Raw genomic sequence first — 26,440 nt, forward strand, 5'->3', positions numbered from 1 at the left:
CCAGCCGACAGAGAACTGTCACCCATCCATCCGGTCTACTTTGTTACCTATCTATCCGGTCTGGACATCGCGCCACCTTCTCCCACAAGGGGAGAAGGGAAGGGCACCGAGCTTGCGGTCCTCTACGAAAAATCCGTCCAGCTCAAATGCCGCGAATCGAGGTCGCCGACCGTGACCGTTTCGCGCATTTCATGTGGCGTGTGAAAACTGCTGCGCAGGTAGACCAGTGGCGCGGCCGAGGCCAGATGCGCTACCCCACGCACCTCGCCGACGAAGATCGAATGCGTCGTCGTCTCGAATTCCTGCGCCAGCACGCAGTCGAACGCTGCGACCGCGTCCGTCAGCACCGGCGCGCCGGTCACGCCGCGCCTCCATTGGCCGAAGGCAAAGCGGTCGTCGCCGTTGACGCCCTTCTGGCCGCTGAAGGTGAGCGCGAGCAGCGCGTGATCCTCGTGCAGGAAGTTGATCGCGAACGCGCCTTCCTCGCGGATGCGCCCATGCGCGCTGGCGTTGCGGTTGACGCAGACGATCAGCGAGGGCGGGGAGTCCGACAGCGAGCAGGCCGAGGTCACCGTCAGTCCGGTGCGCTTGCCGTGCTCGGCGCCGACCGTCACCAGCGCCACGGCGCCGGCGCATTGGCGCATAGCCTGCTTGAAGTCCTTGGGGTCGAGAGGAGTGGCGTCGAGAGGAGTGGCGTCTGCCGTCACGCGGAAACCTCCGAAAATGGAAACGGGTGCGGCAGAGTCGCGCCGCACCCGCCAAGCGTCAAGCCGCCTTCTTTGCGGAGCCGAGATGCGCAAGGCGCGGCATCACCTCGTTCTTCAGGAGCGAGAGCGAGTGGTGCCAGGCTTCGGCCTTGTGCTTGTAGTCGAAGCCGAACACCAGCAGCACGCCGAAGCCGCCGACCTCGTCGTATATCTTCTCGATCTTCTCGGCGACGGTCGAGGGCGAGCCGACGATCCAGTTCCGCTTGGCGCAATATTCGACGGTGACATCACTGTCCGGCACGTCGGGCGCGTGCTTCAGATAGTCCTTGAACCCGAAATGGCCGAGCAGCGGCAGGAAGTACTCGCTCATCATCCGGCCCATCATGTCGCCGGTCGAGAGCCGCCACGCCTCCTCGTCTGTGTCGGCGACGAAGACCTCGCGCACCAGCCGCCAGTCCGCACGGTTCGGCTTGCGGCCGGTCTTGGCGGCCCCGATCTCGACCGAGTCCCAATGGCTCGAGACATAGGCGGGGTTGAGGTTGAGGCTCATCGGGATGAAGCCACGCTCGCCGGCGAGCTTCAGCGTGTCCGAGTTCTTCGAGAGCCCGGCAACGCCGATCGGCGGATGCGGCGCCTGCAACGGCTTGATGTGGGGTTTCAGGAAGTCGAACATCGTGTCCGGCTTGGTCACCGTCCAGAACTTGCCCTTGTGGGTGAAGGGCGCAGGCTCGGTCCATAGCCTGAGGATGATTTCCAGCGCCTCGCGCGTCATGTCGCGGTTCTGGCCGCTCATGCCGTCGACGTTGAACATCGCCCAGTCGCTCGGCAGCCCCGACGCCGCCACGCCGAAATTCAGCCGGCCCTCGGAGAGATGGTCGAGCATCGCAACGCGGTTGGCGAGCTCGGCCGGGTGGTGATAGGGCAGCAGAAAGCCGCCCGGTCCGATGCGCAGCTTCTTGGTCTGCAGCAGGGCCTGAGCGATCAGAAGGTCCGGCGTGGGATTCGGTTCCCAGGGCGCGGTGTGGTGCTCGCCGACCCAGGCCTCCTGATAGCCGAGCTCGTCGAGCCAGCGCATGACCTGCAGGTCCCAGTCGTTTCCTTCCTTCAGGCCGCACTCCGGCGGATGCGAAGGCATCGTGAAATAGCCGATCTCCATGGGTTTCCTCATCTGATGTTGACGCGTCTTGTCGCGCGTTGACGGAGTTGAGCGGGAAGGCTTCAGCAAGCGCTGTGCCAGCGCCGCGCAGCTCCAGATCGATGAGAAAGGGCTGGTTTGCCCGCACAATAGCCGGTATCTCGGCACAGACCCGCAAGAGGTCGTCTCATTGTCGCGAGACGGCATCCCGGCGGTGAGACGAGGACAGTTTCGAATGACCGAACCCGCTTATGTCGCGGTGGACTGGGGCACCAGCAGCTTTCGCCTGTGGCTGGTCGATCGTGCCGGCGAGGTGCTGGCCGAGCGGCGCAGCGATGAAGGCATGCTGGCGGCGGCCAGGGCCGGCTTTCCCGCCGTGCTGCAAGCGCATCTTTCAGCCGTCGAAGCGCCTGCTCATCTGCCGGTGCTGGTCTGCGGCATGGCCGGCGCCAAGACCGGCTGGGTCGAGGCCGGCTATGTCGACACGCCGGCGCCGCTCGCGGCCGTCCTGAAGCAGGCGGCGCGCGTTCCCGGCGAACGCGACATCCGCATCCTGCCCGGCATCGCGCAGCGTGAGGAAAGCGCGCCGGACGTCATGCGCGGCGAGGAGACGCAACTGCTCGGCGCACTTGGCCTCGAGGCCGGGAGCGAGGCGCTGGTCTGCATGCCCGGCACGCATTCGAAATGGGTGCGGGTGAAGAACGGAATTGTCGAACGCTTCTCCACCTTCATGACCGGCGAGCTGTTCAGCGCGGTCTCGCGCGAGACGATCCTGTCGCTCGCGATCGCAGGCGCCGAAGAGGCCGAGGATGTCGCAAGCTTCAAGGCCGCGGTGAAGTCTGCCTATGCGGCGCCGGCGTTCGCCGCCAATCTCCTGTTCACGGCGCGTTCGCGCCAATTGCTGTTCGGCGGCACGCCTGCCGTCGCGCGCGAGACGCTGTCGGGCACCTTGATCGGCGCCGAGCTGGCGGCGGGCTTGTCCGGCACCGTGCCGAAAGCAGGCGTCACGCTGATTGCCTCGGGCCGGCTCGCGGCGCTGTATCGTTACGCCTTCGACGCAGTGTCGATCACAGTGCAGCCGATCGATGCGGATGAAGCCGTCCGCCGCGGCCTGTCGATGGCGGCCGCGGCGATCTGGACGAAATAGAAGGATTTTTTGCGATGACCGTTCCCTTTCCACCGATGCAGCGTCCGCTGGTCGCGATCCTGCGCGGCGTCAAGCCGGAGGAGACCGAGGCCATCGTCGGCGTCCTGATCGAGGCCGGCATGACTGCGATCGAGATTCCCCTCAACTCGCCCGATCCGTTCCGCTCCATCGCGGCGGCCGTGAAGCTCGCGCCGCCAAGCGTGCTGATCGGCGCCGGCACGGTTCTGGCCACCGCGGATGTCGACCGCCTCAACGACGTCGGCGGCAAGCTGATGGTGTCGCCGAATGTCGACACGCAGGTGCTCGTGCGCGCACACCAATACGCCATGGTGACGCTGCCCGGCGTGTTCTCGCCGACCGAGGCGCTGCTGGCCGCGCGCTCGGGCGCATCGGGATTGAAGTTCTTTCCGGCGAGCGTGCTGGGGGCCGCCGGGATCGCCGCGATCAAGGCGGTGCTGCCATCGGGCGTGATGATCGCCGCGGTCGGCGGCGTCTCCGACCAGAACTTTGCCGAATACATCAAGGGCGGCGTCACCGCGTTCGGGCTCGGCTCCAGCCTCTACAAGCCCGGCATGACGGCAGTGGAAGTCGCCGAGCGAGCGAAGGTGACGATCGCGGCCTATGATCGGGCGATTGCGAAAGGCTGAGCCGGCAATAAACCAGCCGTGAACCCGTCATCGGCAATTGTGCCTCATATTGCCGCGATGCTGAGGGCGATACATCGTGTAGCGTGACCGGCGCAGCAGGAGACCGACATGGCAATCAACAACGTCGCCGATCTGTTCGTGGAAACGCTGGAACAGGCCGGCGTCAAGCGCATCTACGGCATCGTCGGCGACAGCCTGAATGCACTGACCGAAGCACTGCGCCGCCGCGGCACGATCGAATGGGTTCATGTCCGCCACGAGGAGGTCGCCGCCTTCGCCGCCGCCGGTGAAGCCGAGATGACCGGCAGCCTTGCGGTGTGTGCGGGCTCCTGCGGCCCCGGCAATTTGCATCTGATCAACGGCCTGTTCGACGCGCATCGCAGCCGCGTCCCCGTGCTGGCGATCGCCGCTCAGATCCCGACCGCGGAGATCGGCGGCGGCTATTTCCAGGAGACGCATCCGCAGAACCTGTTCCGCGAATGCAGCCATTATTGCGAGCTGGTCTCCGACCCCAGCCAGCTTCCCTTCGTGCTGGAGAATGCGATACGCGCGGCGGTGGGCCTGCGCGGCGTCGCCGTCGTCGCCATGCCCGGCGACGTCGCCTTCCGCAGCCCGCCCAAGCGTGCATTGTCGACGACGCGTGGCCTCAGCGTGGTGGCGCCGAAAGTGGTGCCGCAGGCCGATGAGCTCGATGCGCTCGCCGATCTCCTCAATAGCGCCGAGCGCGTCACCTTGTTCTGCGGCCGTGGCTGCGCCGGCGCGCACGCGCCGCTGATGCAGCTTGCCGAGGCGCTGAAGAGCCCGATCGTGCATGCGCTCGGCGGCAAGGAGCATGTCGAATACGACAATCCTTACGACGTCGGCATGACCGGCTTCATCGGCTTCTCCTCGGGCTATGCCGCCATGCACGCCTGCGACACGCTGGTGATGCTCGGCACCGATTTTCCCTACAAGCAGTTCTTCCCTGCAGACGCCAAGGTCGCGCAGATCGACATCCGCCCGGAGAATCTCGGCCGCCGCTGCAAGATCGATCTCGGCCTCGTCGGCGACGTCAAGCTGACCATCGAGGCGCTGCTGCCGCTGCTGAAGGCGAAGACGCAACGTGGGCATCTCGACGACGCCGTCGCGCATTACAAGAAGGCGCGCGAGGGCCTGGACTCGCTGGCGAAGGGCACGCCGGGCACCAAGCCGATCCACCCGCAATACCTCGCAAAGGTCGTCAGCGATCATGCCTCGGACGACGCCGTCTTCACCGCCGATGTCGGCACGCCCACGGTGTGGGCCGCGCGCTATCTCGGCATGAACGGCCGCCGCCGGCTGATCGGCTCCTTCGTGCATGGTTCGATGGCCAACGCGATGCCGCAGGCGATCGGCGCGCAGGCTTCGCAGCCCGGCCGCCAGGTGATCTCGCTGTCAGGCGACGGCGGCTTCACCATGCTGATGGGCGATCTCATCACGCTGACGCAGGAGAAGCTGCCGGTGAAGGTAGTCGTCTTCAACAACGGCGTGCTCGGCTTCGTCGCGCTGGAGATGAAGGCGGCGGGCTTCGTCGACACCAATGTCGATCTGAAGAATCCGGACTTCGCCGCGATGGCGCGCGCGATGGGCATCTTCGCCAAACGCGTCGAGGATCCCGGCGAGCTGCCCGGTGCGGTCAAGGAGATGCTCGCCCATGACGGGCCGGCGTTGCTCGACGTCGTCACCGCCAAGCAGGAGCTGTCGATGCCGCCGACCATTACGGCGGAACAAGTCAAGGGCTTCAGCCTCTGGGTGCTGCGCGCGGTGATGAACGGCCGTGGCGACGAGGTGCTCGATCTCGCGAAGACGAATCTGCTGCCGCGCTAGCCGCGCTTTGCCGACGGCACGGGAAGCCGTTCATGACGGCGCTGGAAGCGTTGCCAATGCAGCACGGCGCCGATCAGCAGGGCGGGCAGGAAGCCGAGCACGATCAGGAAGTGCGGCAGCTGCGCCGGCGAGATGAAGGCAATGGCGATGTCCGAGATCAGCCAGAGCGCCGCGAACATCACCGCGAAATCCGTTCGCGGGCAGCGCAGATAGTAGAACACGGCGGTGATGACGATCGCGGGGCCGATCGCAACCGCGATCATGACCGCGTTCAACTCCTTCGGCGTCACCGCGTCGAGCATCATCGAGGCCAGCAGCCAGAGGGCGGCGAACATGGCAACGATGTCGAGCGGATGCCGCAATCCAATACCTCTGGCGGAGACGTACCATCGTTGTGGCCGGAACCGCGGCCGTCAAGTCAAAATGCGCCTATTCCTCGTCACTTCCCGGCGTCGGGCGCAGCATGAAATGGCCGAAAGCGGTGGCGATCGGCTTCTCCGCATCGTCCTGCCAGGCGCGCGCCTCGAAGGCGACGATGCGGCGGCCCTGCTTCACGATCGAGACGTTGGCGAACGTGTCGAGCGCGCGGCCGGAACGCAAATAGTTGACGGTGAGCCCGATCGGCTTGGGCGGCGCGGCGGCGCCGAGCTCGCGCGCGACGCCGATGACGGCCGTGGTCTCGAGGAAGGCGCCGGTCATGCCGCCGTGGATCGCGGGCAGGATCGGGTTGCCGATGATCTTCGGCGAGAACGGCATCGTCAGCGTGCCGTCGTCGTTGACGCGGATGCCGAGCGCGCGCGCGAACGGACTGCGTGCGAACGGTCCGTCGGGATCCTCCGGCGCCTCCAGCACCGGGACGTTACGTGCATCCATCCTTCGGTCGGCGAGCATGTTGGTGCGGTTGGCGCCGATCATGAAGCAGGCGGTCGCGGTCGCCACCGGATCGTCCTCGGACTCCTGATAGGCGGTCGAGCGCACGAAGGCGATCGAGCGCGTGGTGCGGTAGCAGACCGAATGCGCCTTGATGTCGAGCCCGGGCGTCGCCGGCTTCTGGTAGTCAATGCGCAAGTCGAGCGTCGCGATCGCGCGCGTGCCGTCGAGCGCGAGTTGCACCGCCATGCCGCAGCTCTCGTCCAGCATCGCGGTGACGACGCCGCCATGCAGCACGCCGGTGTCGGTGTCGCCGACGAAGACGGGCCGATAAGGCAGGCTCGACCAGGCCTCGGCCGGCGCGAAGCGGTCGAGCTGGAGCCCGCTGATATGGCCGTAGTCGGAGCGGCGGCCCTTGATCGCCTCGGCGAGTTCCTCGAACGGAATCGTGGTCGGATTGGTGCTCATGGGAAGGTTCTAGACCAGTGTCGGGCGCCGCGCAAAACCCCTGAATGGGCCTCGACAGGGCGGGCCAAAGCACCGATGGTGGGCGCTTCGTTCGTCGTTTAGCTGCAAGGAGCGCCCATGGCCGACCCCGAAATGCCCGCCGCGAACCAGGGGCCCGTCATCATTTCCAGCTCCAGCTCGGAGCGGGCGCCGATCGTCTATTTCGACGGTGCGTCCTGCTTCGGCCATCACAACGGCGCGATCCAGATCGAGCTCGCCGCGAACCTCCTGATGCCGGTCGGCGCCGCCGTCCGCGTCGACGTGATCCAGACCGCGCATCTGCGCTGCAGCGTCGCCGCGGCGCTGGCGCTGCGCGAGGCCCTCGACAAGGCGCTGGCGATGTACCAGCAAGGCCAGAAGCAGCCGGCGGCGGAGGAGATTCCGGCGGTGAAGAACTGAGATCGCAATTGACAGCGATTTCTCTTTGCGCCACCTTCCGTGCAGGTTGATACGACCTGCCGGTTGCACCCTTTGTGGAATGGTGAACGTATCGAGCCTTCATCGGCCTCCCCCTTTGCCCGAGCGTCCGGGTCAGCAACGCAACCGCCTGATACATCTGGATCGCTCATGCAGAGGACGAACCGATGCGCGATTTTCGCGATGCAAAGGCTATGGCGCAGACCCTGCGCGAATCCCTGACCACCAAGGCCGTCACCATCAGCCACAGCGAGAGCCTGGAGCTGGTGTCGAAGATGTTCGGCCTTGCCGACTGGAACACGCTGTCGGCGCTGCTTCACGCCGAGCGGCGTGAACCGGCTGCGCCGGTTGCACAGCTGAAAACGGCAACGGCGCTCTACCCTGCCGTTCCGCTGCGTGACCTCGTTCCGTTTCCGAACGCGACCTACCCGCTGTTTGTGGGCCGTGAGAGCACTGTTCAGGCGCTGAACCAGGCATTTGACGGCGGGCGCGAAGTCGTGCTGGCGATCCAGCGTGAGGCGGCCGTCGACGATCCTCGATTGTCCGATGTCTACGAGATTGGCATCCTGTCGCAACTACTCGAACTGGTGCCGCTTGAGGATGGCACATTCAGGGTGCTGACGCGCGGCCTTCGGCGCGTCGCGCTACGCAGCTTTGCGGCTGAAGCGCTCGCCTATCAGGCCGCGGTCGTTGAGGTCAGTGAGGGGGCGGTCCGCGACGCCAGGGAAATGATCCGAAGGATCTATCAACATTTCCAGGACTATACGGCGGCTCATGGAATTCTGGTGCCGGACCTCTGGCTGTTCTTCGATTCAACCCGTGATGCCGGGCAGATCGCCGATAATGTCGCGGCGCGGATGAAATTGCCCATCAAGGATAAATACGAGCTGTTGGCGACGCTCGATCCCATGAAACGGCTCGAACGGATCGATGCGCTGCTCGACCTGTCGCAACGGCCGGTCTCGGCGAACTACGCGGCTACGAAACGGCTGGCGCTCGAGCACGCTGACCGGCGCCGCCATCAATACACGACGCTTGAGCATTTGCTGCTGGCCATGACCGAGGATGCGAATGCGTCCGCCGTGATGTGCGCCTGCGACGCCGATCTCGACAAGCTCAGGCAAGGCCTCGTGCAATATCTCGACAACGAACTCAAGCACATCGTGATCGACGCTGGGCGTCCTGAGCCGACGGCGGCGTTCAAGCGCGTCGATCAGCGCGCCCCGTTCCTCGCCCAGGAAGTCGGATATCCTGAGGTCACCGGCGTCAATGCGCTTGTGGCCCTGTTTGCCGAAACACGAAGCCCCGCGGCACGCCTGCTCGCGGAGCATGGCGTGTCGCGCGGTCGTGTCGACAAGGCGATTGCACGAGGCGTTGGTTAAGGCGCGCGGTCTGGTCTAGCCCACATGCACCTTCGGCTTCATGCCGCCGTTCCACTTGCCGTCGAGTGCGCGTTCGATCTGGGCGGCGAGCTGCAGCAACAGGCCGTCACCCGCCTGCTTGGCGATGGCCTGGATGCCGAGCGGCAGGCCGTGGTCCTGGGCCGCCATCGGCATCGAGATCGCCGGCATGCCGCAGAGATTGGCGAGCGGCGTGAAGGCGAAGAAGCGCCAGAGATTGCCGAACCAGTCGAGCACATCAGGGTTGTCGGAGATGGTCAGGTATTCCTTCGTGCCGACCTTCGGCGTCGGCAGCGCGGTGATCGGCGTCAGGATCACGTCCCATTGCTCGAAGAAGCTGCCGAAGCCGCGTGATGTGGTGTTGAACACGCCCTGCATCTTCGCGCGCTCGGCGAATGTCGTGTGACGGCCGGCTTCCCAGATCCGGATGTTCATGGGCTCGATCAGATCTTCCGGCGGCTTTTCCAGCCCGCGTGCGGCGAGCATGTTGGAGATCACCACGGCGAAGTTCGAGATGTAGCACATCGTCTGCGCCTCGAACGCGGCGCGAAAGTCGAGCTCGGGCAGGGCGTAGTCGACGTGATGGCCGAGGCCTTCGAGGAAGCGGCCGGCCTTCTCCAGCTCGGCGGCGAGTTCCGGCGTCGCGGTGTAGTCGCCCCAGCTGTGCGACAGCGCGATGCGGAGCTTTGACGGATCACGCTTGATCATCTCCGAATAGGGCTGCGCCGTGGTCCAGAACGGCATGAACTCGCCGGGCGCCGGCCCGCGGGCATGATCGACGAAGGCGGCGGTGTCGCGCACCGAGCGCGACTGGCAGCCCTGGATCGAGACGAGGCCGGTGAGATCGGACATGTGCGGCGCGAGCGAGAACACGCCGCGCGAGACCTTCAGGCCGATATTGCCGTTGACGCCGGCGGGAATGCGGATCGAGCCGCCGCCGTCGGTGGCATGCGCGATCGGCACCACGCCGGCCGCGACCATCGCGGCGCTGCCCGCCGACGAGCCGCAGGTGGTGTAGTCGGTATTCCAGGGATTGCGGGTGACGTAGACGGCGGGATTGTCGGCAGAGGAGCACACGCCGAATTCCGGCGTCGTGGTGCGTCCGATCAGATTGAGCCCGGCCTGACGGAATTTGCCGGTGAGGAAGGTGTCGGCCGCGGCGCGATTGCCGCGCATCAACAGCGAGCCCATCTCCTGCAGCCGGCCCTTCATGGTCGGCCCGAGATCCTTCATCAGGAAGGGCAGGCCGGCGAAGGGGCCCGCGAGATTGGCGCCGTCCTTGGCGGGATCGGCGATCACGTCCTCGAACAGCTCGACCACGCCCGACAGCGCCGGATTGACCTTGGCAACGCCGGCGGCGGCCTGACGCGCCAGTTCCTGCGCCGTCAGCTCGCCCTTGCGGACACGCCCCGCCAGCGCGACACCATCGTGCTGCGCCCATTCATTCCAGGTCATCGGCAAAGTCATGAAACTCAAATCCCCTCAGATGCGCCGCCACCTTTTTCGCAAGGGGCCGCCTGAATCAACCGAGCCGGCGCGAGGGGCAGGGTTGCGTGGGGTGGAGGGGTGAGGATTCGTCTCAATCCGACAGTCGCGCGATCGCTGCAACCCGGGAGCCGACAGGCCGTAGCCCGGATGAGCGAAGCGACATCCGGGACCTTCGTGCCTGCCGCACCAAATCCCGGGTATCTCTGCGCTCACTCGGGGTACGGGACCGTGCCTGTGTCGGGCTTCTGTCAATCCACGCGCGCAAAAATATTCCGCTTTACCGAAATTCGGTTTCGGCGTATGTGTCGGTCATCCTGATCCGGCGAAAGGGGCGGTCGTACGTCGTTTCGAACCGCGGATCGGGGAGCGGTGGACGCAGGCAGCGTCGTGCACGAGAGGCGGGAGTAGGGCGGGATCAACCCCGTGAGATCCCGGCCGCGTGCGGACGAGCGGCGCTGAAGCGTACGGCCAAATCGCGTGGTCCTGGCTGTCGTTGCTACAGTCAAGCCTTGCGGAGGTGCGCCGCGCCCAACCGGGCAAAGCGCGCCGTTAATCTGCGAGGACGAGGGAGGCCAAAGGAAAGTTCGGCTCCCGGGAGAGCGCGCCATACGCCGTCAAACATCGCGCAGGGAAGGCCGGACGTTTCCGGCTTCACCTGTCTTCCGTTGTGCATTGCGTGTGCATTTCATCGCACGACGGACAAGCGGGTGCCAGCCGGCGCCCGGCCTTCCCTGCGCTCTTTTCTGTTGAGGGCGTGAACAGGACAGCAAAACTCGGGCGAAACAGGCCGCGAGGAGGAGAACGTGTGTCTGCAAGTGAGATGTGGGTGAAGAGCGATGCTGTTGCGTCATACTCCGTCATTGCGAGCGCAGCGAAGCAATCCAGAATCCCTCCGCGGAGGGATTCTGGATTGCTTCGTCGCAAGGGCTCCTCGCAATGACGTGGAGAGAGCAGCGCCACACACAATTCTCGGTGCCCCGGACGCAGCGCAGCGCCGCCGGCGATGCGCTGCAGAGCCGGTGCCCATCTTGCCGCCTGCCGTGTCGCTCCTGGGTCCCGGCTCAGCGCCGCATCGCTTGCGCGCTGCAGCGCGTCCGGGACAAGAGAGCGGAATGTTCGCGCGTCATCCCCACGATTGTGGCGGGATGGCATCGGTTCAACAAAAAAATCCTCTGTCGACGGTTGCGCGCCGCACCTTGATGAATCAACCTTGGTTGGTCCATAAGCGGCGTCCCGTGGTCGGTGGTTCGCCCCCGCATTGCGTGCTTGGATAGAGGAATTCTCGCGTGGCAAATATCAACCAGAAAATTGCGCAGGAGCTTGGGGTACGGGCGGAGCAGGTCGAGGCGACGGTGACGTTGCTCGATGGCGGCGCCACGGTTCCCTTCATCGCGCGCTACCGCAAGGAAGCGACCGGTGCGCTCGACGACGCGCAATTGCGCACCCTGGAGGAGCGCCTCGGCTATTTGCGCGAGCTGGAAGACCGCCGCAAGGCCATCCTCGAATCAGTCCGCGAGCAGGGCAAGCTCGATGCCGCGCTGGAGGCCTCGATTCTGGCCGCCGACAGCAAGGCGCGCCTCGAAGACATTTATCTCCCGTTCAAGCCGAAGCGCCGCACCAAGGCGGAGATTGCCAAGGAAGCCGGCCTCGAGCCGCTCGCCAACCAGCTGATGACCGAGCCCGGCAACGATCCGAAAGTGGTGGCCGAAGGCTTTGTCAACGCCGAGAAGGGCGTTGCCGATGCCGCCGCCGCGCTCGACGGCGCCCGCGCCATCCTGGTCGAACGTTTCGACGAGGACGCCGATCTGATCGGGAGCTTGCGCGAGGAGGTGTGGACCAATGCGCGCATGGCCTCCAAGGTGCGCGACGGCAAGAAGACCGAGGGCGAGAAGTTCGCCGACTATTTCGATTTCTCGGAGCCGCTGACCAAGCTGCCATCGCACCGCATCCTCGCGATGTTCCGCGGCGAGAAGGAAGAGATCCTCGACCTGCAGATCCAGGCCGAGGAAGCGCCGCCCCCCGGCGTGCCCGGCGCCTACGAACTCAAGATCATGAAGCGGTTCGGCATCGCCGACCTCAAGCGCGCCGGCGACCGCTGGCTGATCGACACCGTGCGCTGGGCCTGGCGCACCAAGATCCAGGTGCATCTGAACATCGATCTGCGCATGCGGCTGTGGAATGCGGCCGAGACCGAGGCCGTGCGCGTGTTCGCCTCCAACCTGCGCGATCTGCTGCTCGCCGCGCCGGCCGGCACCCGCGCCACCCTGGGCCTCGATCCCGGCTACCGCACCGGCGTCAAGGTCGCGGTGACCGACGCGACCGGCAAGGTCGTCGACACCGCCGTGATCTATCCGCACGAGCCGCAGCGGCAATGGAACGAGGCGCTCGCGATCCTCGGCAAGCTCGCGATTAAGCATCGCGTCGAGCTGATTGCGATCGGCAACGGCACCGCCTCGCGCGAGACCGACAAGCTCGCGGGCGAGCTGGTCAAGGGCCTCCCTGATCTCAAGATGAACAAGATCGTGGTGTCGGAAGCCGGCGCGTCGGTCTATTCGGCCTCGGCCTTCGCCTCGGAAGAATTGCCGGGTCTCGACGTCACCCTGCGCGGCGCCGTTTCGATCGCTCGCCGTCTGCAGGATCCGCTCGCCGAGCTCGTCAAGATCGAGCCCAAGGCGATCGGCGTCGGCCAGTACCAGCACGATCTCGGCCAGGCCAAGCTCGCCAAGTCGCTGGATGCCGTAGTCGAGGACTGCGTGAACGCGGTCGGCGTCGACGTTAACACCGCATCCGCGCCGCTGCTCGCGCGCGTATCGGGTGTCGGCTCGGGCCTCGCCCAGAGCATCGTGGCCCACCGCGACGCCAACGGCCCGTTCAAGTCGCGCAAGGCCCTGAAGGAGGTGCCGCGGCTCGGGCCGAAGGCGTTCGAGCAGTGCGCCGGCTTCCTGCGCATCCTCGGCGGCGAGGACCCGCTCGATGCCTCCGGCGTGCATCCGGAAGCCTATCCGGTGGTGCGCCGCATCCTCGCGGCGACCAAGAGCGACATCAAGGCGCTGATCGGCTCCAGCGAGATCGTGCGCACCCTGAAGCCCAAGGATTTCGTCGACGAGACCTTCGGTCTGCCGACCGTTACCGACATTTTGAAAGAGTTGGAAAAGCCCGGCCGCGACCCGCGCCCGGCCTTCAAGGCCGCGGTGTTCATGGAGGGTGTTGAGGAGATCAAGCATCTCAAGAAGGGCATGATCCTCGAGGGCACCGTGACCAACGTCGCCGCCTTCGGCGCCTTCGTCGACATCGGCGTGCACCAGGACGGCCTCGTGCACATCTCGGCGATGTCCAGGACCTACATCAAGGACCCGCGCGAGGTGGTGAAGCCCGGCGACATCGTCAAGGTGAAGGTGCTGGACTTTGAGGTGGCCCGCAAGCGCATCTCGCTGACGCTCCGCCTCGACGACGAGGTCGGCGCCAAGGATGCCCCCGGCATGCAGCGCGACAACAATCAGCGCAACCCCTCCCGCATGACCTCGTCCGCCCCCCGCAAGCAGGACTCGTCGTCCGGCGGCGGTGGTGCTCTCGCCGAAGCGCTGCGCCGCGCGGCCGAGAAGAGCGGCGGGAAAAGGGTGTGAGCTGAATCTCGCCCCGTTCTGCGGGGAGAAGTAAACTGTTGAATGTGCGATCGCTCTCTCCGCCGTCATTGCGAGCGCAGCGAAGCAATCCAGACTGTCTAAGCGGAAACAGTCTGGATTGCTTCGTCGCAAGGGCTCCTCGCAATGACGTGGAGAGAGCGGAGGGCTCACTCTCCCTAACACCCACGTCAGAATCTGGCGTGTTTGTAAGTTGAACCCGCCTGCCTGTTCCCCTCATCTGATCGTCCTGGTGCGGCGCCAAGACCGCCGCACGGCAAGGAGGATGTTTCGATGAGCAACAGGCTTCTCAGGGGCCTCGCCGCCGCGACGCTCGCTGCGGTAATGGCGGCTGCTTCGCCGGTGTTCGCCAGAGGCGGCGGCGGACATGGCGGCTTCGGCGGCGGGCATTTCGGCGGTGGCGGCCATTTCGCCGGCGGCATGCATGTTGGTGGGATGGGCGGCGCGCGCTTCGCCCATGTTGGCGGTCCCGCCTTCGGCGGCGCTCGCTTCGCGCATGCCGCGATCGGGCCGCGCTTTGCCGGCGGCGCCTGGCACGGCCACCACGGCGCCTTCCATCATCATCACTTCCGCCGTTTTGCCGTCTTCGGCGCACCCTATTTCTACGCCGGCTACAATGACGGTTGCTGGCGCAGGAGCTGGACGCCTTATGGATGGCAATGGGTCAATGTGTGCGGAGACTATTGGTAGTCGCATTGCCGTACCGCACCATTGTCGCGGTCGCCACCGGGCGGTTCCGTCCAGCCCCGGAACGGGATAGTCTGGTGGCGATCGTCGCGCGGAGTTTTGCATGACCGGAGGTCACCGTCGCATCCTGGTCGTCGAGGACGATCCGGAAACCGCAGGCCAGCTCGTCGAGGAATTGACGACCTCCGGCTACGACGTCGATCTCGCAGCGAGCGGCCGCGAAGCGCTCAGTCACGGCGCCGCGCGCGATTATGCCGTGATCACGATCGACCGCATGCTGCCCGACATCGACGGCATCAGCGTGATGCGGCAATTGCGCGGCGAGGGCGTGGCCGCGCCGTTCCTGATCATTTCCGCGCTCGGCGAGGTCGACGACCGCGTGCGCGGCTTGCGCGCCGGCGGTGACGACTATCTCGTCAAGCCGTTCTCCTTCATCGAATTGCTGGCGCGGCTCGAGGCGCTCGGCCGCCGCAGCGAGACCATCGCCAAGGAGACGCTGCTGCGGGTCGGCGATCTCGCCATCGACCTGATCGCGCGCAACGCCAGCCGCCGGGGCCGCAAGATCCCGCTGCTGCCGCGCGAATTCCAGCTGCTCGAATATCTCGTCCGCAACGAGGGCCGCGTGGTCTCCCGCGCGATGCTGCTCCAGCACGTCTGGGACCTGCATTTCGATCCCTCCACCAACATCATCGACGTCTATGTCGGGCGTGTCCGCCGCAAGGTCGACGATGCCCAGGCCTATCCGTTGATCCACACCATCCGCGGCATCGGATATTGCCTCCGTGCTCCTGGCTAAGACGCTTCGCTCCTCGACCTTTCGCCTCGCGCTGATCGCGATCGCCGCATTCGGGCTGATCGTCTCGGCGATCATGGCCTATGTCTATTTCGGCACGCTGGCCTATGTGGAGGGCCGGCTCGGCCACGCCGTCGACCATGACGGCTTCACCGGCATGATCGAGCTCGCAATGGCTGCGGTTGCCGTACTGCTGCTGGTGCTCGCGGGCCTTGCCGCGGTGCTGGTGACGCGGCGCACGGTGGGGCGGATCGAGGAGATCAACGCCACCAGCCGGGCCATCATGCTGTCTGGCCTCGACCAGCGCATCCCCTTGCGCGGCAGCAACGACGAGTGGGACCGCGTCGCCGAGAACCTCAACCAGATGCTCGACCGCATCGAGACGCTGATGGGCGAGGTCAAGCAGGTCAGCGACAGCGTCGCCCACGATCTGCGCACGCCGCTGACGCGGATGCGCGGCCGGCTCGAGAAGGCCTATCATACGCCCCGCAACAGCGAGGCCGATGCCGCGTTGATCGGCGACACCATCGCCGATCTCGACGCCGTGCTCGGCATGTTCGCCTCCATCACGCGGATCTCCGAGATCGAGACCCGCGCCCGCACCGGCGCCTTCCGCGCGCTGAACCTGACTGAAATCGCCGGCGAGGTGGTCGAGCTCTACGACGCCGCGGCCGAGCAGGTCGCCACAAAGCTCAGCCTTGCCGGGGACCGGAAGGTCGCGATCACGGGCGATCGCGACTTGCTGTTCGATGCCATCGCCAATCTCGTCGACAACGCGATCAAGCATGGCCGCAAGGGCGGGCAGGTCACCGTGACCTGCCGCAGCGTGGATGGCGGTGCGGTGATCGCCATCGCCGACGACGGTCCGGGCATTCCACCCGGGCAGCGCGATCACGTCTTCAAGCGCTTCTACCGGCTCGAGCAGAGCCGTTACACGCCGGGCAATGGTCTCGGCCTCAGCCTCGTCGCCGCGGTCGCGCGCCTTCATGGCACGGAGATCACGCTGCGCGACAATGCCCCCGGCCTGACGGTCGAGCTCGGCTTCCCCGCATCATAGCTCGATCACGCCGCGGCGGGCCGCATGCGCGACCGCATCGGTGCGGCCGGTGGCATCGAGCTTGTCGAGCAGCGAGCCGACGTGGAATTTGACGGTGTGCACGGAGATGCCGAGCCGGCGGGCGATCATCTTGTTGGATGCGCCTTCGGCCATCAGCGCCAGCACGTCGAGCTCGCGCTGCGTCAGCGCGATATCCTCCGGCATGACGCGCGGGTCACGCGCGACGATGGTCGCTGAGGCCTGCTCGCCGGGCCCGGCAAGACGCAGCCCGGCGACATGGCCGAGCAGCGACGCCAGGCGATCGGCGAGGGCGGGGTCGTCGATCTCCAGAGCCAGCACGATGTCCGGTGTCTTGTCCGTGCTCACGCCTCGGGCCTCTCGCCGACCGTGACCTTGAAGCTGACCGGCTCGCCGCCGCGGCGCGCCGCGACGTCGACCACCGTGCCGACGCTGGCAGGCCCCAGGGAGCGCGACAGCGCGCGTACGCCGGACAGCTTCTGGTCGTTGACGGCGACGATCACGTCGCCCTGGCGGATGCCGGCCGCGGCCGAGGGGCCGGCCTTGTCCACATTCATCACCATCGCACCGATGCCGTCGTCGAGCCGCACCGGCTGCAGCCCGAGGCCGAGATAGCCGCGCGCGATGCGGCCGCGCGTCTCGAGCTGGGCCGCGACGCGCTCGATCGTCGCGGTCGGGATCACCAGCACGCGGCGCGGGCCGAGCACGGCCATGCCGAACGCCTGCCCCGATGCGTCGAGCGCAAGGCCGCCCTGTTGGGCGGGACGCAGGCGAATGTCGAGCTCGATCCGCGCATCGATCTCGCCGCCGCGAAGGGAACGCCAGCCGCTGCCGGAAGCCGACACCATCCCCAGCGCCGCGCTCGCCGTCTCGCGATTGGTGGCGACCGCGATCGCCAACGCGCCGAGCGGCGGAACGGTCGCGGCGAGCTTGACCGGGGCTGTCGCGATGTCGGCGCGCAGCAGCGCGATATCGGTGGTGTGATCGCGGCCCACGATGGTGGCGGCGACCCTGCTGCCGTCGGGCAGGCCGATCTCGACCTCGCCCTCGTCGGCCAGCGCCTCGTCGGCGGTGGCGATCAGGCCACCTTTCCAGACGAACCCGGTCGAGCGGGAGCGATGCGAATGCACGGATACGATCGCGGGCGCGGTGCGCGCCACGAGGTCCGCGAGCGCGGACGAGAGTGAAGACAGGGGACTAAGATCAGTCATGGCGGGCTCCTGGTGTTGTCCTCAATCTGGGATGTCGCGGGCGATTGCGAAACTGGCCGGGTGGTCAGGACCGGACCGCGCCCCGTAGGACCACGGCCGACGAACATGTGATTGGGAGCGCCTCACGGGAACGTGTAGCAATCCGGCAATTGCGCCCCACGGCCTCAAGGAGTTCAGCGAGCCCTCATGACCATCGACCTCACCCGCCGCACCCTGCTTCAACTCGCCGGCGCCACCTCGCTCGCCATGGCCGCCGCGGCTGCAGCGCGTGCCGAAGGGACACCGCAGGGCGGCGGGCCGACCTATGCCAGCCGCACGCCGATGCGGGTCGGCATGGTGACGCTGCGGGTGAAGAACCTCGACGCGGTCGCCGACTACTATCGCGATGTGATCGGGCTCACCGTGATGGAGCGCTCGGCAACCGCGGCGAAGCTCGGCACGTCAGGTATCACGCTGCTGGTGCTGGAGGCGCGGCCGGATGCGGCCATCGAGCCGCGCAACGCCGCCGGCCTCTATCACACCGCCTTCCTGATGCCGACCCGCAAGGACCTCGCGCGCTGGCTGGTTCACGCCGCCTCGCATCGCGTGAAGCTGTCGGGCTTTGCCGATCATCTCGTCAGCGAGTCCGTCTATCTCGACGATCCCGAAGGCAACGGCATCGAGGTCTATGCGGACCGCGAGCCCTCGCAATGGCAGTGGAGCGAAGGCAGCGTGAAGATGGCGACGGACGAGCTCAATATCCCCGACCTGCTGTCGCTGACCAACACGCGCGTAGCAGATTATGCCGGAGCGCCGGAGGGCCTGCGCATCGGCCACATGCACTTGCGCGTCGGCGATCTTGCTCAGGCCGGAAACTTCTATCATGGCGCGATCGGTCTCGATCCGACCCGCAGCCGCAACGGCGCCGCGTTCCTGTCGTCGGGCCGCTATCACCATCACCTCGGCATGAACGTGTGGCAGAGCCAGGGTGCGGGCCAGCGCGACGACCAGACGACGGGCCTTGCCTGGTTCTCGCTGGTGACGGAAAAGCCGGACATTCTCGCCGCCCAGGAGCAGCGCCTGCGCAAGGGCGGCGTGCAGGTGACGACGCTCGCCAGCGGCCTGGAGGCCGTCGATCCCTGGGGCACGCGGGTGCGGCTGATCAAGGGCTAGGCTTTGCCGCTCACCATCGTGCCATCAATTGCAGGCGGTAATAGTCGAAATCGCGTCCGCCTGCAGCGCGCATGTAGTCGCCCGCAAAGACGTGTGCATAGAGCGCGTGCAGCTGAAGAAAGCGAGTGACGTTCCAGGTCATGTCGATCTGGCCGATCTGCGCGACATCGAGCGATGTCGAGCCCTTCGCCGTGATCTGCGTTCCGATCGGACCGTAGACCGCATCGGCCGTCGTGGCCTTGCGCACGAAGTTCCAGTTCGCGCCAAGGACCAGTCCGCTCGCGATGAACAACTGGCCATAGGGCTGCAGGTTCGTCACGTTCGAGGCGGAGAGCAGGGACATCTCCGAGATCACGCTCGCTGCCGGATAGGCGCCCGCGAACGTGTGCAGGGTCGTGCCCTTCAAATTGTCGTCGCCGCTGGCATAGTGGGTACGCAGGCCGAGCTTCGGGGACGCGCCCTGGCCGAAGACGTCGAGCCGCGGAAATTTGTAACCGAAATCTCCGAAGGCGCCGAGGGCCGAGATCGCTGAGGTGCCGAACGAGCCCCATTGATAGGTGGCCTCGCCAATGAGCTCGAAGCCGCGGTGCTTCGCCGCGACCCGGGCGCCTCCGCTCCACCGATCCTCGGGTGCCGTGCCGCGTGCATAGGTCACGCTTCCTTGCTGCCGGCCGTAGACATAGGCGTCCAGCGTCAGCGGAAGCGCGAGCGGTTCGCGAAGGATGGCATAGGCGCCGCGGAAGAATTCCGAGCCGAGCGTGTTGTCGTCGAACGCGCCGGACTGGATGTTGACCGGGTTCGCGGCGAAGGCGCGCAAGGTCAGCGAGGGATCGTCGTATTCGGCGAGCAGGCCGTTGAACGAGCGCCTGAGGTTGGTGGGGTCGCGAACCGCAAGCCAGCGGGAATCGCCGAGATAGAGCTCCTCCCGTCCGGCGCGAAGCATGACGTTGCCGGGCCCCATCGGCAGCACGACGTCGACGAACGCCTGGCGTATATCCGGCCGGCTCTGGTCGTAGGCGCGTTGCACCGGCCGTCCGTCTTCATAGGCCGCATCGAATTGCACGAAGGTCCGGAAATTTCGGCCGAGATGCAGATCGAAATGCTGAAACAGGCGCTCCTGGCCGGATGTCCAGTCGAAGCCGCTTTTGCCGAGACCGAACAGGTAAGGCGCGTAGCGATCGAGCCGGTAACGTGCCTCGCCGCCCAGCGAGAGCCAGACCTCCGGCGACTGCGCGATCGGGATATATTTGAGCCGCTCCCACATGCTCGGCTGCGGCTTGCCGGCCAGATAGGAATAATCCTCTTTCCAGCGATAGAGCTGGAACGGCTTTGCCTCGGTGCGCGCTTCGCCGCCCTGACTGGACGATCCTTCCTCCTGCGCCGCCGCCGATGCAATCGGCAGGGACATTGCGAGGATCAAGCTCGCGGCGAGATGGCGGGCGGCCGATCTTCGCCATGACAACAACGCAACCATCGACGCCCCTCGGCACACTGCCTGCGATACCGCGCCGCGTAGCCAACGACGCCGGCGCGAGACAGCGCGCTCCTCCCCTGCATTTTTCTTGCAACGATGGATGTTACTGCGATCTCCGCGGTAGTCCATCCACACATATATTTCCGCAGGTTGTGCTTGGGCCGCAAATCCGCGTCGGGCGATCGCGTTGCTTGCTGGCGCCGGGGACCTCATGTTAGCACCCGGAAGGATATCTCCCGTCCAAAGCTGTCTTCAGGATCCGGCCCCGACATGTCCGAATTCCACGGCGTCTTTCCCTATCTCGTCTCCCCCGTCGATGCCGACGGCACGGTGCGGACGAACGTGCTGGCAAAGCTCTGCGACGATCTGATCGGCGCCGACGTGCACGGGCTGACGCCGCTGGGCTCGACCGGCGAATTCGCCTATCTCAATGCCGCGCAGCGCACCGCGATCGTGCAGACCACGATCGAGGCCGCGAAGGGCCGTGTGCCCGTCGTCGCCGGCGTTGCCTCCACCTCGACGGCGGATGCGGTGGCGCAGGCGAAGGCGTACCAGAAGCTCGGCGCCGACGGCATTCTGGCGATCCTGGAAGCGTATTTCCCGCTCGCCGACGCCCAGATCGAATCCTACTTCCGCGCCATCGCGGATGCCGTGGACATTCCCGTCGTCATCTACACCAATCCGCAATTCCAGCGCTCCGACCTCACCCTCGACACCATCGCGCGCCTCGCCGAGCATCCGCGCATCGGCTACATCAAGGACGCCTCCACCAACACCGGCCGGCTGCTCTCAATCATGAACCGCTGCGGGGACTCCTTGCGCGTGTTCTCGGCCTCCGCCCACATCCCAGCCGCGGTGATGCTGATCGGCGGCCTCGGCTGGATGGCGGGCCCGGCCTGCATCATCCCGCGCCAGAGTGTCGCGTTGTACGAGCTCGGCAAGGCCGGCCGCTGGGACCAGGCCATGGCGCTGCAGCGCCGGCTGTGGCGCATCAACGAGGCCTTCGCCCGCTTCAACCTCGCCGCCTGCATCAAGGCGGGGCTCGCGATCCAGGGCTACGACGTCGGCGATCCCGTCCCGCCGCAGGCCCCGCTGACCGCGGAAGCGCGCAAGGTGGTTGAGGCGGCGCTGCGGGAGCTGGCCTGATCGTCATTCCGGGGCGATGCGCAGCATCGAACCCGGAATCTCGAGATTCCGGGTCTGGTCCTTCGGACCATCCCGGAATGACGGGCCGCTATTGGCATGACGAATCCGCGCATATTCCGCCCAAAAGCGCGGCTGGCCTCGCATGCCTCGATCCGCTAAAAGGCTGCCGCATTTCAAGAGACCCCGAGGACCCCACGGAATGAACATTCTTCCCGGCAATTTGCGTTTCGGAGCGGGCCAGCCCGTCAAGCGTTTGGAAGACCAGCGGCTGCTGACCGGGAAGGGGCAATTCATCGACGACAAGCCGGCCGACGGCGCGCTGTGGCTGTACGTGCTGCGTTCGCCGCATGCGCATGCCAAGATCGTCTCGATCGACACCAGCGCCGCGGCGTCGATGCCGGGCGTCGCCGCGATCTACACCGGGGCCGACCTCGTCGAGGACGACATCGGCACCATCCCGACCTTGAGCATCTTCAAGCGGCCCGACGGCAAGCCGATGACCGTGCCGCCGCGCCGGCTGCTGGCGCATGAGGTCGTGCGCTATGCCGGTGAGGCCGTGGCGGCCGTCGTGGCATCCTCGCGCAGCGAAGCGCAGAGTGCGGCCGAGGCGATCGTGGTCGAATACGACGTGCAGCCCGCGGTGGTCGATCCCGTCGAGGCCGTGAAGCCCGGCGCGCCCGTGGTGTGGCCGGAGGCGCCCGACAACATCGTCGGCGCGATGTCCTACGGCGATGCCGCCAAGGCGGACGCGGCCTTCGCCAGCGCCGCGCACACCGTCGAGCTCGACATCGTCAGCCAGCGCCTCGTGCCGTCGGCGATGGAGCCGCGCTCGACCATCGCCGAGATCGACAAGAAGACCGGCCGTCTCTTGCTGCACGTGCAGTCGCAGACCCCGGCCTCGACCCGCGACGTGCTCGCGGAAGCCGTGCTCAAGCGTCCCAAGGATAGCGTGCGCGTGCTGGTCGGCGACATCGGCGGCGGCTTCGGCCAGAAGACCAACCTCTATCCGGAAGACGGCATCGTCGCTTACGCCGCGACCAAGCTGAACAAGAAGATCCGCTGGCGCGGCGACCGCACCGACGAGTTCGTCGGCGGCACCCATGGCCGAGATCTTACCTCGACGGCCTCCTTCGCGCTGGACGAGAAGGGCAAGGTGCTGGCCTATCGCGTCAAGTCGATCGGCTGCACCGGGGCCTATTCCTCAGGCGCGGCCAACATCATCCCGCTGGTGCTCGGACCGTTCGTGCAGACCGGCGTCTACGATCTGCCGCTGGTGCATTTCGAGGTACAGTCGGTGATGACGCACACCGCGCCCGTTGGTGCATATCGCGGCGCCGGCCGTCCCGAGGCTGTGTTCATCGTCGAGCGCCTGTTCGACGCTGCGGCCCGCAAGATCGGCATGGATCCGCGCGCGATCCGCAAAGCCAATTACATCAAGCCGGGTCAGCTGCCCTACACCAATGCGGCCGGACAGGTGTACGATTCCGGCGCCTTCGCCCACATGCTCGACCGCGCCGTGAAGCTTGCCGATTGGGACGGCTTTGCCGCGCGCAAGAAGGCCGCGAAGAAGAAGGGCCTGCTCTACGGCCGCGGTCTCACCTCCTATATCGAATGGACCGGCGGCCGTGCCCACACCGAGAAGGTCAGCCTGCACGCGACCTCGCAAGGGCGCGTCGTGCTGCATTCCGGCACCATGGCGATGGGGCAGGGGCTGCAGACCACCTACACGCAGATGATCTCCGACACGCTCGGCATTGCCATGGACAAGATCGACGTGGTTCAGGGCGACACGGATCTCGCGATGGGTTTCGGCAGCGTCGGCTCGCGCTCGCTGTTCGTCGGCGGCACGGCGGTGGCCGTCTCCTCCAACGATCTGATCCAGAAGGCGCGCGAGAAGGCGGCCAATGTGCTGGAGACCTCGGTCGAGGACATCGAATACCAGGGCGGCATGCTCACCGTGGTCGGCACCGATCGCCGCATCAGCCTGTTCGATCTCGCCGAGAAGGAAGGCGGCGCCAAGCTCAGCGTCGATTCCGAAGGCGAGGTGGACGGCCCGAGCTGGCCGAACGGCACGCATATCTGCGAGGTCGAGATCGATCCCGAGACCGGCGTCTCCAAGGTCGTGCGCTACACCACCGTGGACGACGTCGGCGTGGCCGTGAACCCGATGCTGGTCACCGGCCAGATCCACGGTGGCGTCGCGCAGGGCATCGGGCAGGCGCTGTATGAAGGCGTCTCCTACGATGCCGACGGCCAGCTTCTCACGGCGAGCTACCAGGACTACTGCATTCCGCGCGCCGACGACGTTCCCGCCATCGTGGTGACGCTGGACGATACCGCGCCCTGCCGCACCAATCCGCTCGGCGCCAAGGGCTGCGGCGAATCCGGCGCCATCGGCGGCCCGCCTTGCGTCACCAACGGCGTGATGGACGCGCTCGCCGAGCTCGGCATCACCCAGCTCAACACGCCGCTGACGCCACAGAAGGTGTGGCAGGCGATCAAGGATGCGAAGGCGGGTTAGGCGAAGCGCGCGGAGTTCTTGCGCAGGCTGCTGCCACAAACGCAACTCGTCGTCCCGGGGCGCGCAAAGCGCGAACCCGGGACCCATAACCACAGGACGGAGTTGTTGCGCGAAGCTGGTAGCTCCGAGTCCCCGTAGCCACATCAGCCTGTGGTTATGGATCCCGGATCTGCGCTTCGCTTGTCCGGGATGACAGTGGAGGGCGCTGCGCCAGCGAGCCCTCCTCAAATCCCCAGCATCATCTTCGCGATGATATCGCGCTGGATCTCCGAGGTGCCGCCGAAGATCGTGTAGGCGCGGCCGTTGAGATATTCCGGCACCACCGTCAGCATCTCCTCCGGCGTCGCCGGCTCGTGGTTGAGCTGGTAGAGCGGGCGCATCGGCTCGACGGCGAGGGCGTCGTGGCCGATCACGTCGACGCCGAGGCGCGTGACGGCCTGACGGATTTCGCTGTTGCGCAGCTTCAGGATCGACGACACCGCGCCGGGGTTCTGTCCGGTCTGCAAGGCCGAGAGCACGCGCAGCTCGGTCATCTCCAGCGCGTCGATGTCGACCTCGACCTCGGAGATGCGCGAGGCGATATCGGGGCTGTCGATGGCGCGGCCCGTCAGATCGGACTCGGCGAGATCGGAGATCGCCTTCAATCCCTCGCGCAGCTTCGCCGACGCGATGCCGGAGCCGCGCTCGAACTCGAGCAGATATTTGCCGTAGGTCCAGCCCTTGCCTTCGTCGCCGACGCGGTTGGCCACGGGCACGCGGACGTCGTCGAAGAATACCTGGTTGACCTCGTGGTCGCCACCGATGGTGAGAATGGGGCGCGTGGTGATGCCCGGTGTCTTCATGTCGATCAGGATGAAGCTGATGCCGTCCTGCTGGCGCTCGCCGTCGCCAGTGCGCACCAGCGCGAACATGCGATTGGCATGGTGGGCGTGCGTGGTCCAGATCTTGGTGCCGTTGATGATGTAGTCGTCGCCGTCGCGTACCGCGCGCGTCTTCAGCGAGGAGAGGTCGGAGCCCGAGCCAGGCTCGGAATAGCCCTGGCACCAGTAATCCTCGCCGGAGAGGATCCGCGGCAGATAGAAGTTCTTCTGCTCCGGCGAGCCGAAGCCGATGATGACGGGCCCGACCATCTTCACGCCCATTACGTTGACATTGGGCACGCCGGCCCGCGCGCATTCTGTCTCGAAGATCCAGCGCTGCGCCGGCGTCCAGGCCGGGCCGCCATGCTCGACCGGCCAGCCCGGTGCGCCCCAGCCGTTGGCGTGCAGCGCGCGCTGCCAGGCCATGCCGATGTCGGGGTCGGAGAACACCGACGGCGTCAGCGCGGTCGCGCGCTTCATCTCTTCGGTGAGATTTTTGGCGATGAAGCCGCGCACCTCGCTCTGGAAGGCACGCTCCTCGGCATTGAAGGACAGGTCCATGAGGCTCTCCCGATGTCAGGTCTTGCGGCCGAGTTCGGCATGGCGGGCATAATGATGCGCGCTGCCGCCGAACAGCGTGTCGAAGGCGACGAGGCGCTTGAAATAGGCGCCGACCTCGAGCTCCTCGGTGACGCCCATGCCGCCGTGGAGCTGGATCGACTGCTCGCCGACGAAGCGCGCGCATCTGCCGATCTTCGCTTTTGCGCCCGACGCCGCGCGGGCACGCTCGGTCGGCGGGCTATCCGCCTTGAGCGCGGCCCGCAGCGCCATCGAGCGCGCCTCGTCCACCTGCATCGCCATGTCGGCGAGGCGGTGGCGGATCACCTGGTTGGCGGAGAGCGGCCGGCCGAACTGCTTTCGGATCTTGGTGTAGTCCAGCGTGGTCTCGAGCAGCGTCTGCATGATGCCGACGGCTTCCGCACCCAGCGCCGCCATGGCGCGATCGACGGCCCATTCGATCGCCGGCAGGGCGTCCTGTTCGCCGCCGAGCAGGGCGTCGTCGGGCAGATGCACGTCGGACAGCTCGATGTTGCAGGCGCGCCCGCCGCCGAGGCGCGCGTAGTCGGAGATCGCAAGGCCCGGCACCGTCGCCGGCACCACGAACAGGCCGATCCGCCCCGAGGGGCCGTGATGGTCGTGCAGGGTCGCGGAGACGATGATCTCGTCGGCGGCATGGCCGTCGAGCACCGCGATCTTGCTGCCGGACAGGCGCCAGCCTTGCGCCGTCTTCGTGGACGACGTCGCGACTTTGGCGAGATCGAACCGCGCGGCGCGCTCGGAATGCGCGAAGGCGAGCTTCAGTGATCCGTCGGCAACCTTGGGCAGGCTTGCCTGCTTCTGCTCATTGGTGCCGCATCTGTCGATCAACCCGGCACCGAGCACGGCCGTCGCGATATAGGGCTCCGACACCAGCCCGTGGCCGAAGGCCTCCATCAAAATGCCGATCTCGACCGCGCCGCCGCCGAGCCCGTCGAACTCCTCGGGGATCGGCAGCGCCAGCCAGCCGAGCTCGGCGAACTGCTTCCACACCGCAGGGCTGAAGCCGAGCGGATCGTTCGCCATCTTGCGGCGGTGATCGGCATTGTAGCTGCCGGCCACGAAACGCTCCGCGCTCTCGCGCAGCAGCTTCTGCTCGTCACTGAGATTGAGGTCCATG

The 26,440-nt window shown here is 66.4% G+C and carries 22 protein-coding genes; 12 read left to right on the forward strand and 10 right to left on the reverse strand.

Annotated features, from left to right (window positions below):
* Positions 1–122: 122 nt before the first annotated feature.
* Both QRQ56_RS37665 and QRQ56_RS37670 read right to left on the reverse strand, forming a co-directional pair.
* The gene (locus QRQ56_RS37665) at positions 123–644 is read right to left on the reverse strand and encodes a flavin reductase family protein (RefSeq protein ID WP_438746883.1); all 522 of its coding nucleotides are present in this window, start codon (positions 642–644) and stop codon (positions 123–125) included.
* Between the two features lie 121 nt (positions 645–765).
* A complete protein-coding gene (locus QRQ56_RS37670; protein WP_438746812.1) occupies positions 766–1,863 on the reverse strand; it encodes an LLM class flavin-dependent oxidoreductase in 1,098 nt (365 codons plus the stop codon).
* A 214-nt stretch (positions 1,864–2,077) separates the two neighbouring features.
* On the opposite strand from QRQ56_RS37670, the gene QRQ56_RS37675 reads away from it, so the two are divergent.
* The 3 genes from QRQ56_RS37675 (at position 2,078) to poxB (ending at position 5,481) form a co-directional block, all read left to right on the forward strand.
* Complete coding sequence (locus tag QRQ56_RS37675) at positions 2,078–2,989, forward strand: 2-dehydro-3-deoxygalactonokinase (RefSeq protein ID WP_438746813.1); 912 nt, start codon at positions 2,078–2,080, stop codon at positions 2,987–2,989.
* Positions 2,990–3,003: 14 nt separating this feature from the next.
* Positions 3,004–3,636 carry a 2-dehydro-3-deoxy-6-phosphogalactonate aldolase gene (locus QRQ56_RS37680; RefSeq protein WP_438746814.1) on the forward strand — a complete coding sequence of 211 codons (633 nt, stop codon included), beginning with the start codon at positions 3,004–3,006 and terminating at the stop codon, positions 3,634–3,636.
* Between the two features lie 108 nt (positions 3,637–3,744).
* Positions 3,745–5,481, forward strand: coding sequence for a ubiquinone-dependent pyruvate dehydrogenase (gene poxB / locus QRQ56_RS37685; RefSeq protein ID WP_438746815.1), 1,737 nt, complete (start codon positions 3,745–3,747; stop codon positions 5,479–5,481).
* Here poxB and QRQ56_RS37690 read toward each other — a convergent pair.
* Together QRQ56_RS37690 and QRQ56_RS37695 are read right to left on the reverse strand one after the other, a co-directional pair.
* Positions 5,478–5,843, reverse strand: coding sequence for a hypothetical protein (locus QRQ56_RS37690; protein WP_438746816.1), 366 nt, complete (start codon positions 5,841–5,843; stop codon positions 5,478–5,480). The genes poxB and QRQ56_RS37690 overlap by 4 nt on opposite strands.
* Before the next feature lie 67 nt (positions 5,844–5,910).
* Entirely contained in the window at positions 5,911–6,819 is a 909-nt protein-coding gene (locus tag QRQ56_RS37695) for a PaaI family thioesterase (protein ID WP_438746817.1), read from the reverse strand.
* Positions 6,820–6,936: 117 nt separating this feature from the next.
* Between QRQ56_RS37695 and QRQ56_RS37700 the strand changes: the two genes are divergently transcribed.
* Complete coding sequence (locus tag QRQ56_RS37700; protein WP_438746818.1) at positions 6,937–7,257, forward strand: hypothetical protein; 321 nt, start codon at positions 6,937–6,939, stop codon at positions 7,255–7,257.
* A 185-nt stretch (positions 7,258–7,442) separates the two neighbouring features.
* Positions 7,443–8,657, forward strand: a complete 1,215-nt coding sequence (locus tag QRQ56_RS37705) for an LON peptidase substrate-binding domain-containing protein (RefSeq protein ID WP_438746819.1) — start codon at positions 7,443–7,445, stop codon at positions 8,655–8,657.
* Between the two features lie 15 nt (positions 8,658–8,672).
* Here the strand turns inward: QRQ56_RS37705 and QRQ56_RS37710 are convergent, their stop codons facing one another.
* On the reverse strand, positions 8,673–10,142 hold the full coding sequence (locus QRQ56_RS37710; protein ID WP_438746820.1) for an amidase: 1,470 nt from the start codon (positions 10,140–10,142) through the stop codon (positions 8,673–8,675).
* 1,307 nt (positions 10,143–11,449) lie between these two features.
* On the opposite strand from QRQ56_RS37710, the gene QRQ56_RS37715 reads away from it, so the two are divergent.
* The 4 genes from QRQ56_RS37715 to QRQ56_RS37730 all read left to right on the forward strand — a co-directional run bounded on the left by QRQ56_RS37715 (position 11,450) and on the right by QRQ56_RS37730 (position 16,341).
* Positions 11,450–13,786 (forward strand): Tex family protein, encoded by a 2,337-nt coding sequence (locus tag QRQ56_RS37715; RefSeq protein ID WP_438746821.1) that lies wholly within the window; start codon positions 11,450–11,452, stop codon positions 13,784–13,786.
* Between the two features lie 291 nt (positions 13,787–14,077).
* On the forward strand, positions 14,078–14,494 hold the full coding sequence (locus QRQ56_RS37720) for a hypothetical protein (protein WP_438746822.1): 417 nt from the start codon (positions 14,078–14,080) through the stop codon (positions 14,492–14,494).
* Between the two features lie 100 nt (positions 14,495–14,594).
* The gene (locus tag QRQ56_RS37725; RefSeq protein ID WP_438746823.1) at positions 14,595–15,287 is read left to right on the forward strand and encodes a response regulator transcription factor; all 693 of its coding nucleotides are present in this window, start codon (positions 14,595–14,597) and stop codon (positions 15,285–15,287) included.
* A complete protein-coding gene (locus QRQ56_RS37730; RefSeq protein ID WP_438746824.1) occupies positions 15,274–16,341 on the forward strand; it encodes a sensor histidine kinase in 1,068 nt (355 codons plus the stop codon). The genes QRQ56_RS37725 and QRQ56_RS37730 overlap by 14 nt, the downstream gene beginning before the upstream one ends.
* Here the strand turns inward: QRQ56_RS37730 and QRQ56_RS37735 are convergent.
* Positions 16,336–16,707 (reverse strand): response regulator transcription factor, encoded by a 372-nt coding sequence (locus QRQ56_RS37735; protein ID WP_438746825.1) that lies wholly within the window; start codon positions 16,705–16,707, stop codon positions 16,336–16,338. The two genes, QRQ56_RS37730 and QRQ56_RS37735, sit on opposite strands and share 6 nt — an antisense overlap.
* Positions 16,704–17,570, reverse strand: a complete 867-nt coding sequence (locus tag QRQ56_RS37740) for a S1C family serine protease (RefSeq protein WP_438746826.1) — start codon at positions 17,568–17,570, stop codon at positions 16,704–16,706. The genes QRQ56_RS37735 and QRQ56_RS37740 overlap by 4 nt, the downstream gene beginning before the upstream one ends.
* A 186-nt stretch (positions 17,571–17,756) precedes the next feature.
* Here QRQ56_RS37740 and QRQ56_RS37745 point away from each other — a divergent pair, with 186 nt between their 5' ends.
* Positions 17,757–18,722 carry a VOC family protein gene (locus tag QRQ56_RS37745; protein WP_438746827.1) on the forward strand — a complete coding sequence of 322 codons (966 nt, stop codon included), beginning with the start codon at positions 17,757–17,759 and terminating at the stop codon, positions 18,720–18,722.
* Positions 18,723–18,732: 10 nt separating this feature from the next.
* On the opposite strand, the gene QRQ56_RS37750 is transcribed toward QRQ56_RS37745, so the two are convergent.
* A complete protein-coding gene (locus tag QRQ56_RS37750) occupies positions 18,733–20,130 on the reverse strand; it encodes an alginate export family protein (RefSeq protein WP_438746828.1) in 1,398 nt (465 codons plus the stop codon).
* A 336-nt stretch (positions 20,131–20,466) separates the two neighbouring features.
* Here QRQ56_RS37750 and QRQ56_RS37755 point away from each other — a divergent pair, with 336 nt between their 5' ends.
* A complete protein-coding gene (locus QRQ56_RS37755) occupies positions 20,467–21,342 on the forward strand; it encodes a dihydrodipicolinate synthase family protein (protein ID WP_438746829.1) in 876 nt (291 codons plus the stop codon).
* Positions 21,343–21,541: 199 nt separating this feature from the next.
* Complete coding sequence (locus QRQ56_RS37760) at positions 21,542–23,863, forward strand: xanthine dehydrogenase family protein molybdopterin-binding subunit (protein WP_438746830.1); 2,322 nt, start codon at positions 21,542–21,544, stop codon at positions 23,861–23,863.
* Between the two features lie 224 nt (positions 23,864–24,087).
* Here the strand turns inward: QRQ56_RS37760 and QRQ56_RS37765 are convergent, their stop codons facing one another.
* The gene (locus tag QRQ56_RS37765) at positions 24,088–25,284 is read right to left on the reverse strand and encodes an acyl-CoA dehydrogenase family protein (protein ID WP_438746831.1); all 1,197 of its coding nucleotides are present in this window, start codon (positions 25,282–25,284) and stop codon (positions 24,088–24,090) included.
* Positions 25,285–25,299: 15 nt separating this feature from the next.
* Positions 25,300–26,439, reverse strand: coding sequence for an acyl-CoA dehydrogenase family protein (locus QRQ56_RS37770; protein ID WP_438746832.1), 1,140 nt, complete (start codon positions 26,437–26,439; stop codon positions 25,300–25,302).
* Position 26,440 lies beyond the last annotated feature (1 nt).

This window comes from Bradyrhizobium sp. U531 (assembly GCF_051710265.1).
GTDB lineage: Bacteria > Pseudomonadota > Alphaproteobacteria > Rhizobiales > Xanthobacteraceae > Bradyrhizobium.

Coding starts and splice junctions, on each gene's coding strand:
- QRQ56_RS37665 (WP_438746883.1), bottom strand. CDS start 644: ATGCGCCAATGCGCCGGCGCCGTGGCGCTGGTGACGGTCGGCGCCGAG.
- QRQ56_RS37670 (WP_438746812.1), bottom strand. CDS start 1,863: ATGGAGATCGGCTATTTCACGATGCCTTCGCATCCGCCGGAGTGCGGC.
- QRQ56_RS37675 (WP_438746813.1), top strand. CDS start 2,078: ATGACCGAACCCGCTTATGTCGCGGTGGACTGGGGCACCAGCAGCTTT.
- QRQ56_RS37680 (WP_438746814.1), top strand. CDS start 3,004: ATGACCGTTCCCTTTCCACCGATGCAGCGTCCGCTGGTCGCGATCCTG.
- poxB (WP_438746815.1), top strand. CDS start 3,745: ATGGCAATCAACAACGTCGCCGATCTGTTCGTGGAAACGCTGGAACAG.
- QRQ56_RS37695 (WP_438746817.1), bottom strand. CDS start 6,819: ATGAGCACCAATCCGACCACGATTCCGTTCGAGGAACTCGCCGAGGCG.
- QRQ56_RS37700 (WP_438746818.1), top strand. CDS start 6,937: ATGGCCGACCCCGAAATGCCCGCCGCGAACCAGGGGCCCGTCATCATT.
- QRQ56_RS37705 (WP_438746819.1), top strand. CDS start 7,443: ATGCGCGATTTTCGCGATGCAAAGGCTATGGCGCAGACCCTGCGCGAA.
- QRQ56_RS37710 (WP_438746820.1), bottom strand. CDS start 10,142: ATGACTTTGCCGATGACCTGGAATGAATGGGCGCAGCACGATGGTGTC.
- QRQ56_RS37720 (WP_438746822.1), top strand. CDS start 14,078: ATGAGCAACAGGCTTCTCAGGGGCCTCGCCGCCGCGACGCTCGCTGCG.
- QRQ56_RS37725 (WP_438746823.1), top strand. CDS start 14,595: ATGACCGGAGGTCACCGTCGCATCCTGGTCGTCGAGGACGATCCGGAA.
- QRQ56_RS37740 (WP_438746826.1), bottom strand. CDS start 17,570: ATGACTGATCTTAGTCCCCTGTCTTCACTCTCGTCCGCGCTCGCGGAC.
- QRQ56_RS37745 (WP_438746827.1), top strand. CDS start 17,757: ATGACCATCGACCTCACCCGCCGCACCCTGCTTCAACTCGCCGGCGCC.
- QRQ56_RS37750 (WP_438746828.1), bottom strand. CDS start 20,130: ATGTCCCTGCCGATTGCATCGGCGGCGGCGCAGGAGGAAGGATCGTCC.
- QRQ56_RS37755 (WP_438746829.1), top strand. CDS start 20,467: ATGTCCGAATTCCACGGCGTCTTTCCCTATCTCGTCTCCCCCGTCGAT.
- QRQ56_RS37760 (WP_438746830.1), top strand. CDS start 21,542: ATGAACATTCTTCCCGGCAATTTGCGTTTCGGAGCGGGCCAGCCCGTC.
- QRQ56_RS37765 (WP_438746831.1), bottom strand. CDS start 25,284: ATGGACCTGTCCTTCAATGCCGAGGAGCGTGCCTTCCAGAGCGAGGTG.
- QRQ56_RS37770 (WP_438746832.1), bottom strand. CDS start 26,439: ATGGACCTCAATCTCAGTGACGAGCAGAAGCTGCTGCGCGAGAGCGCG.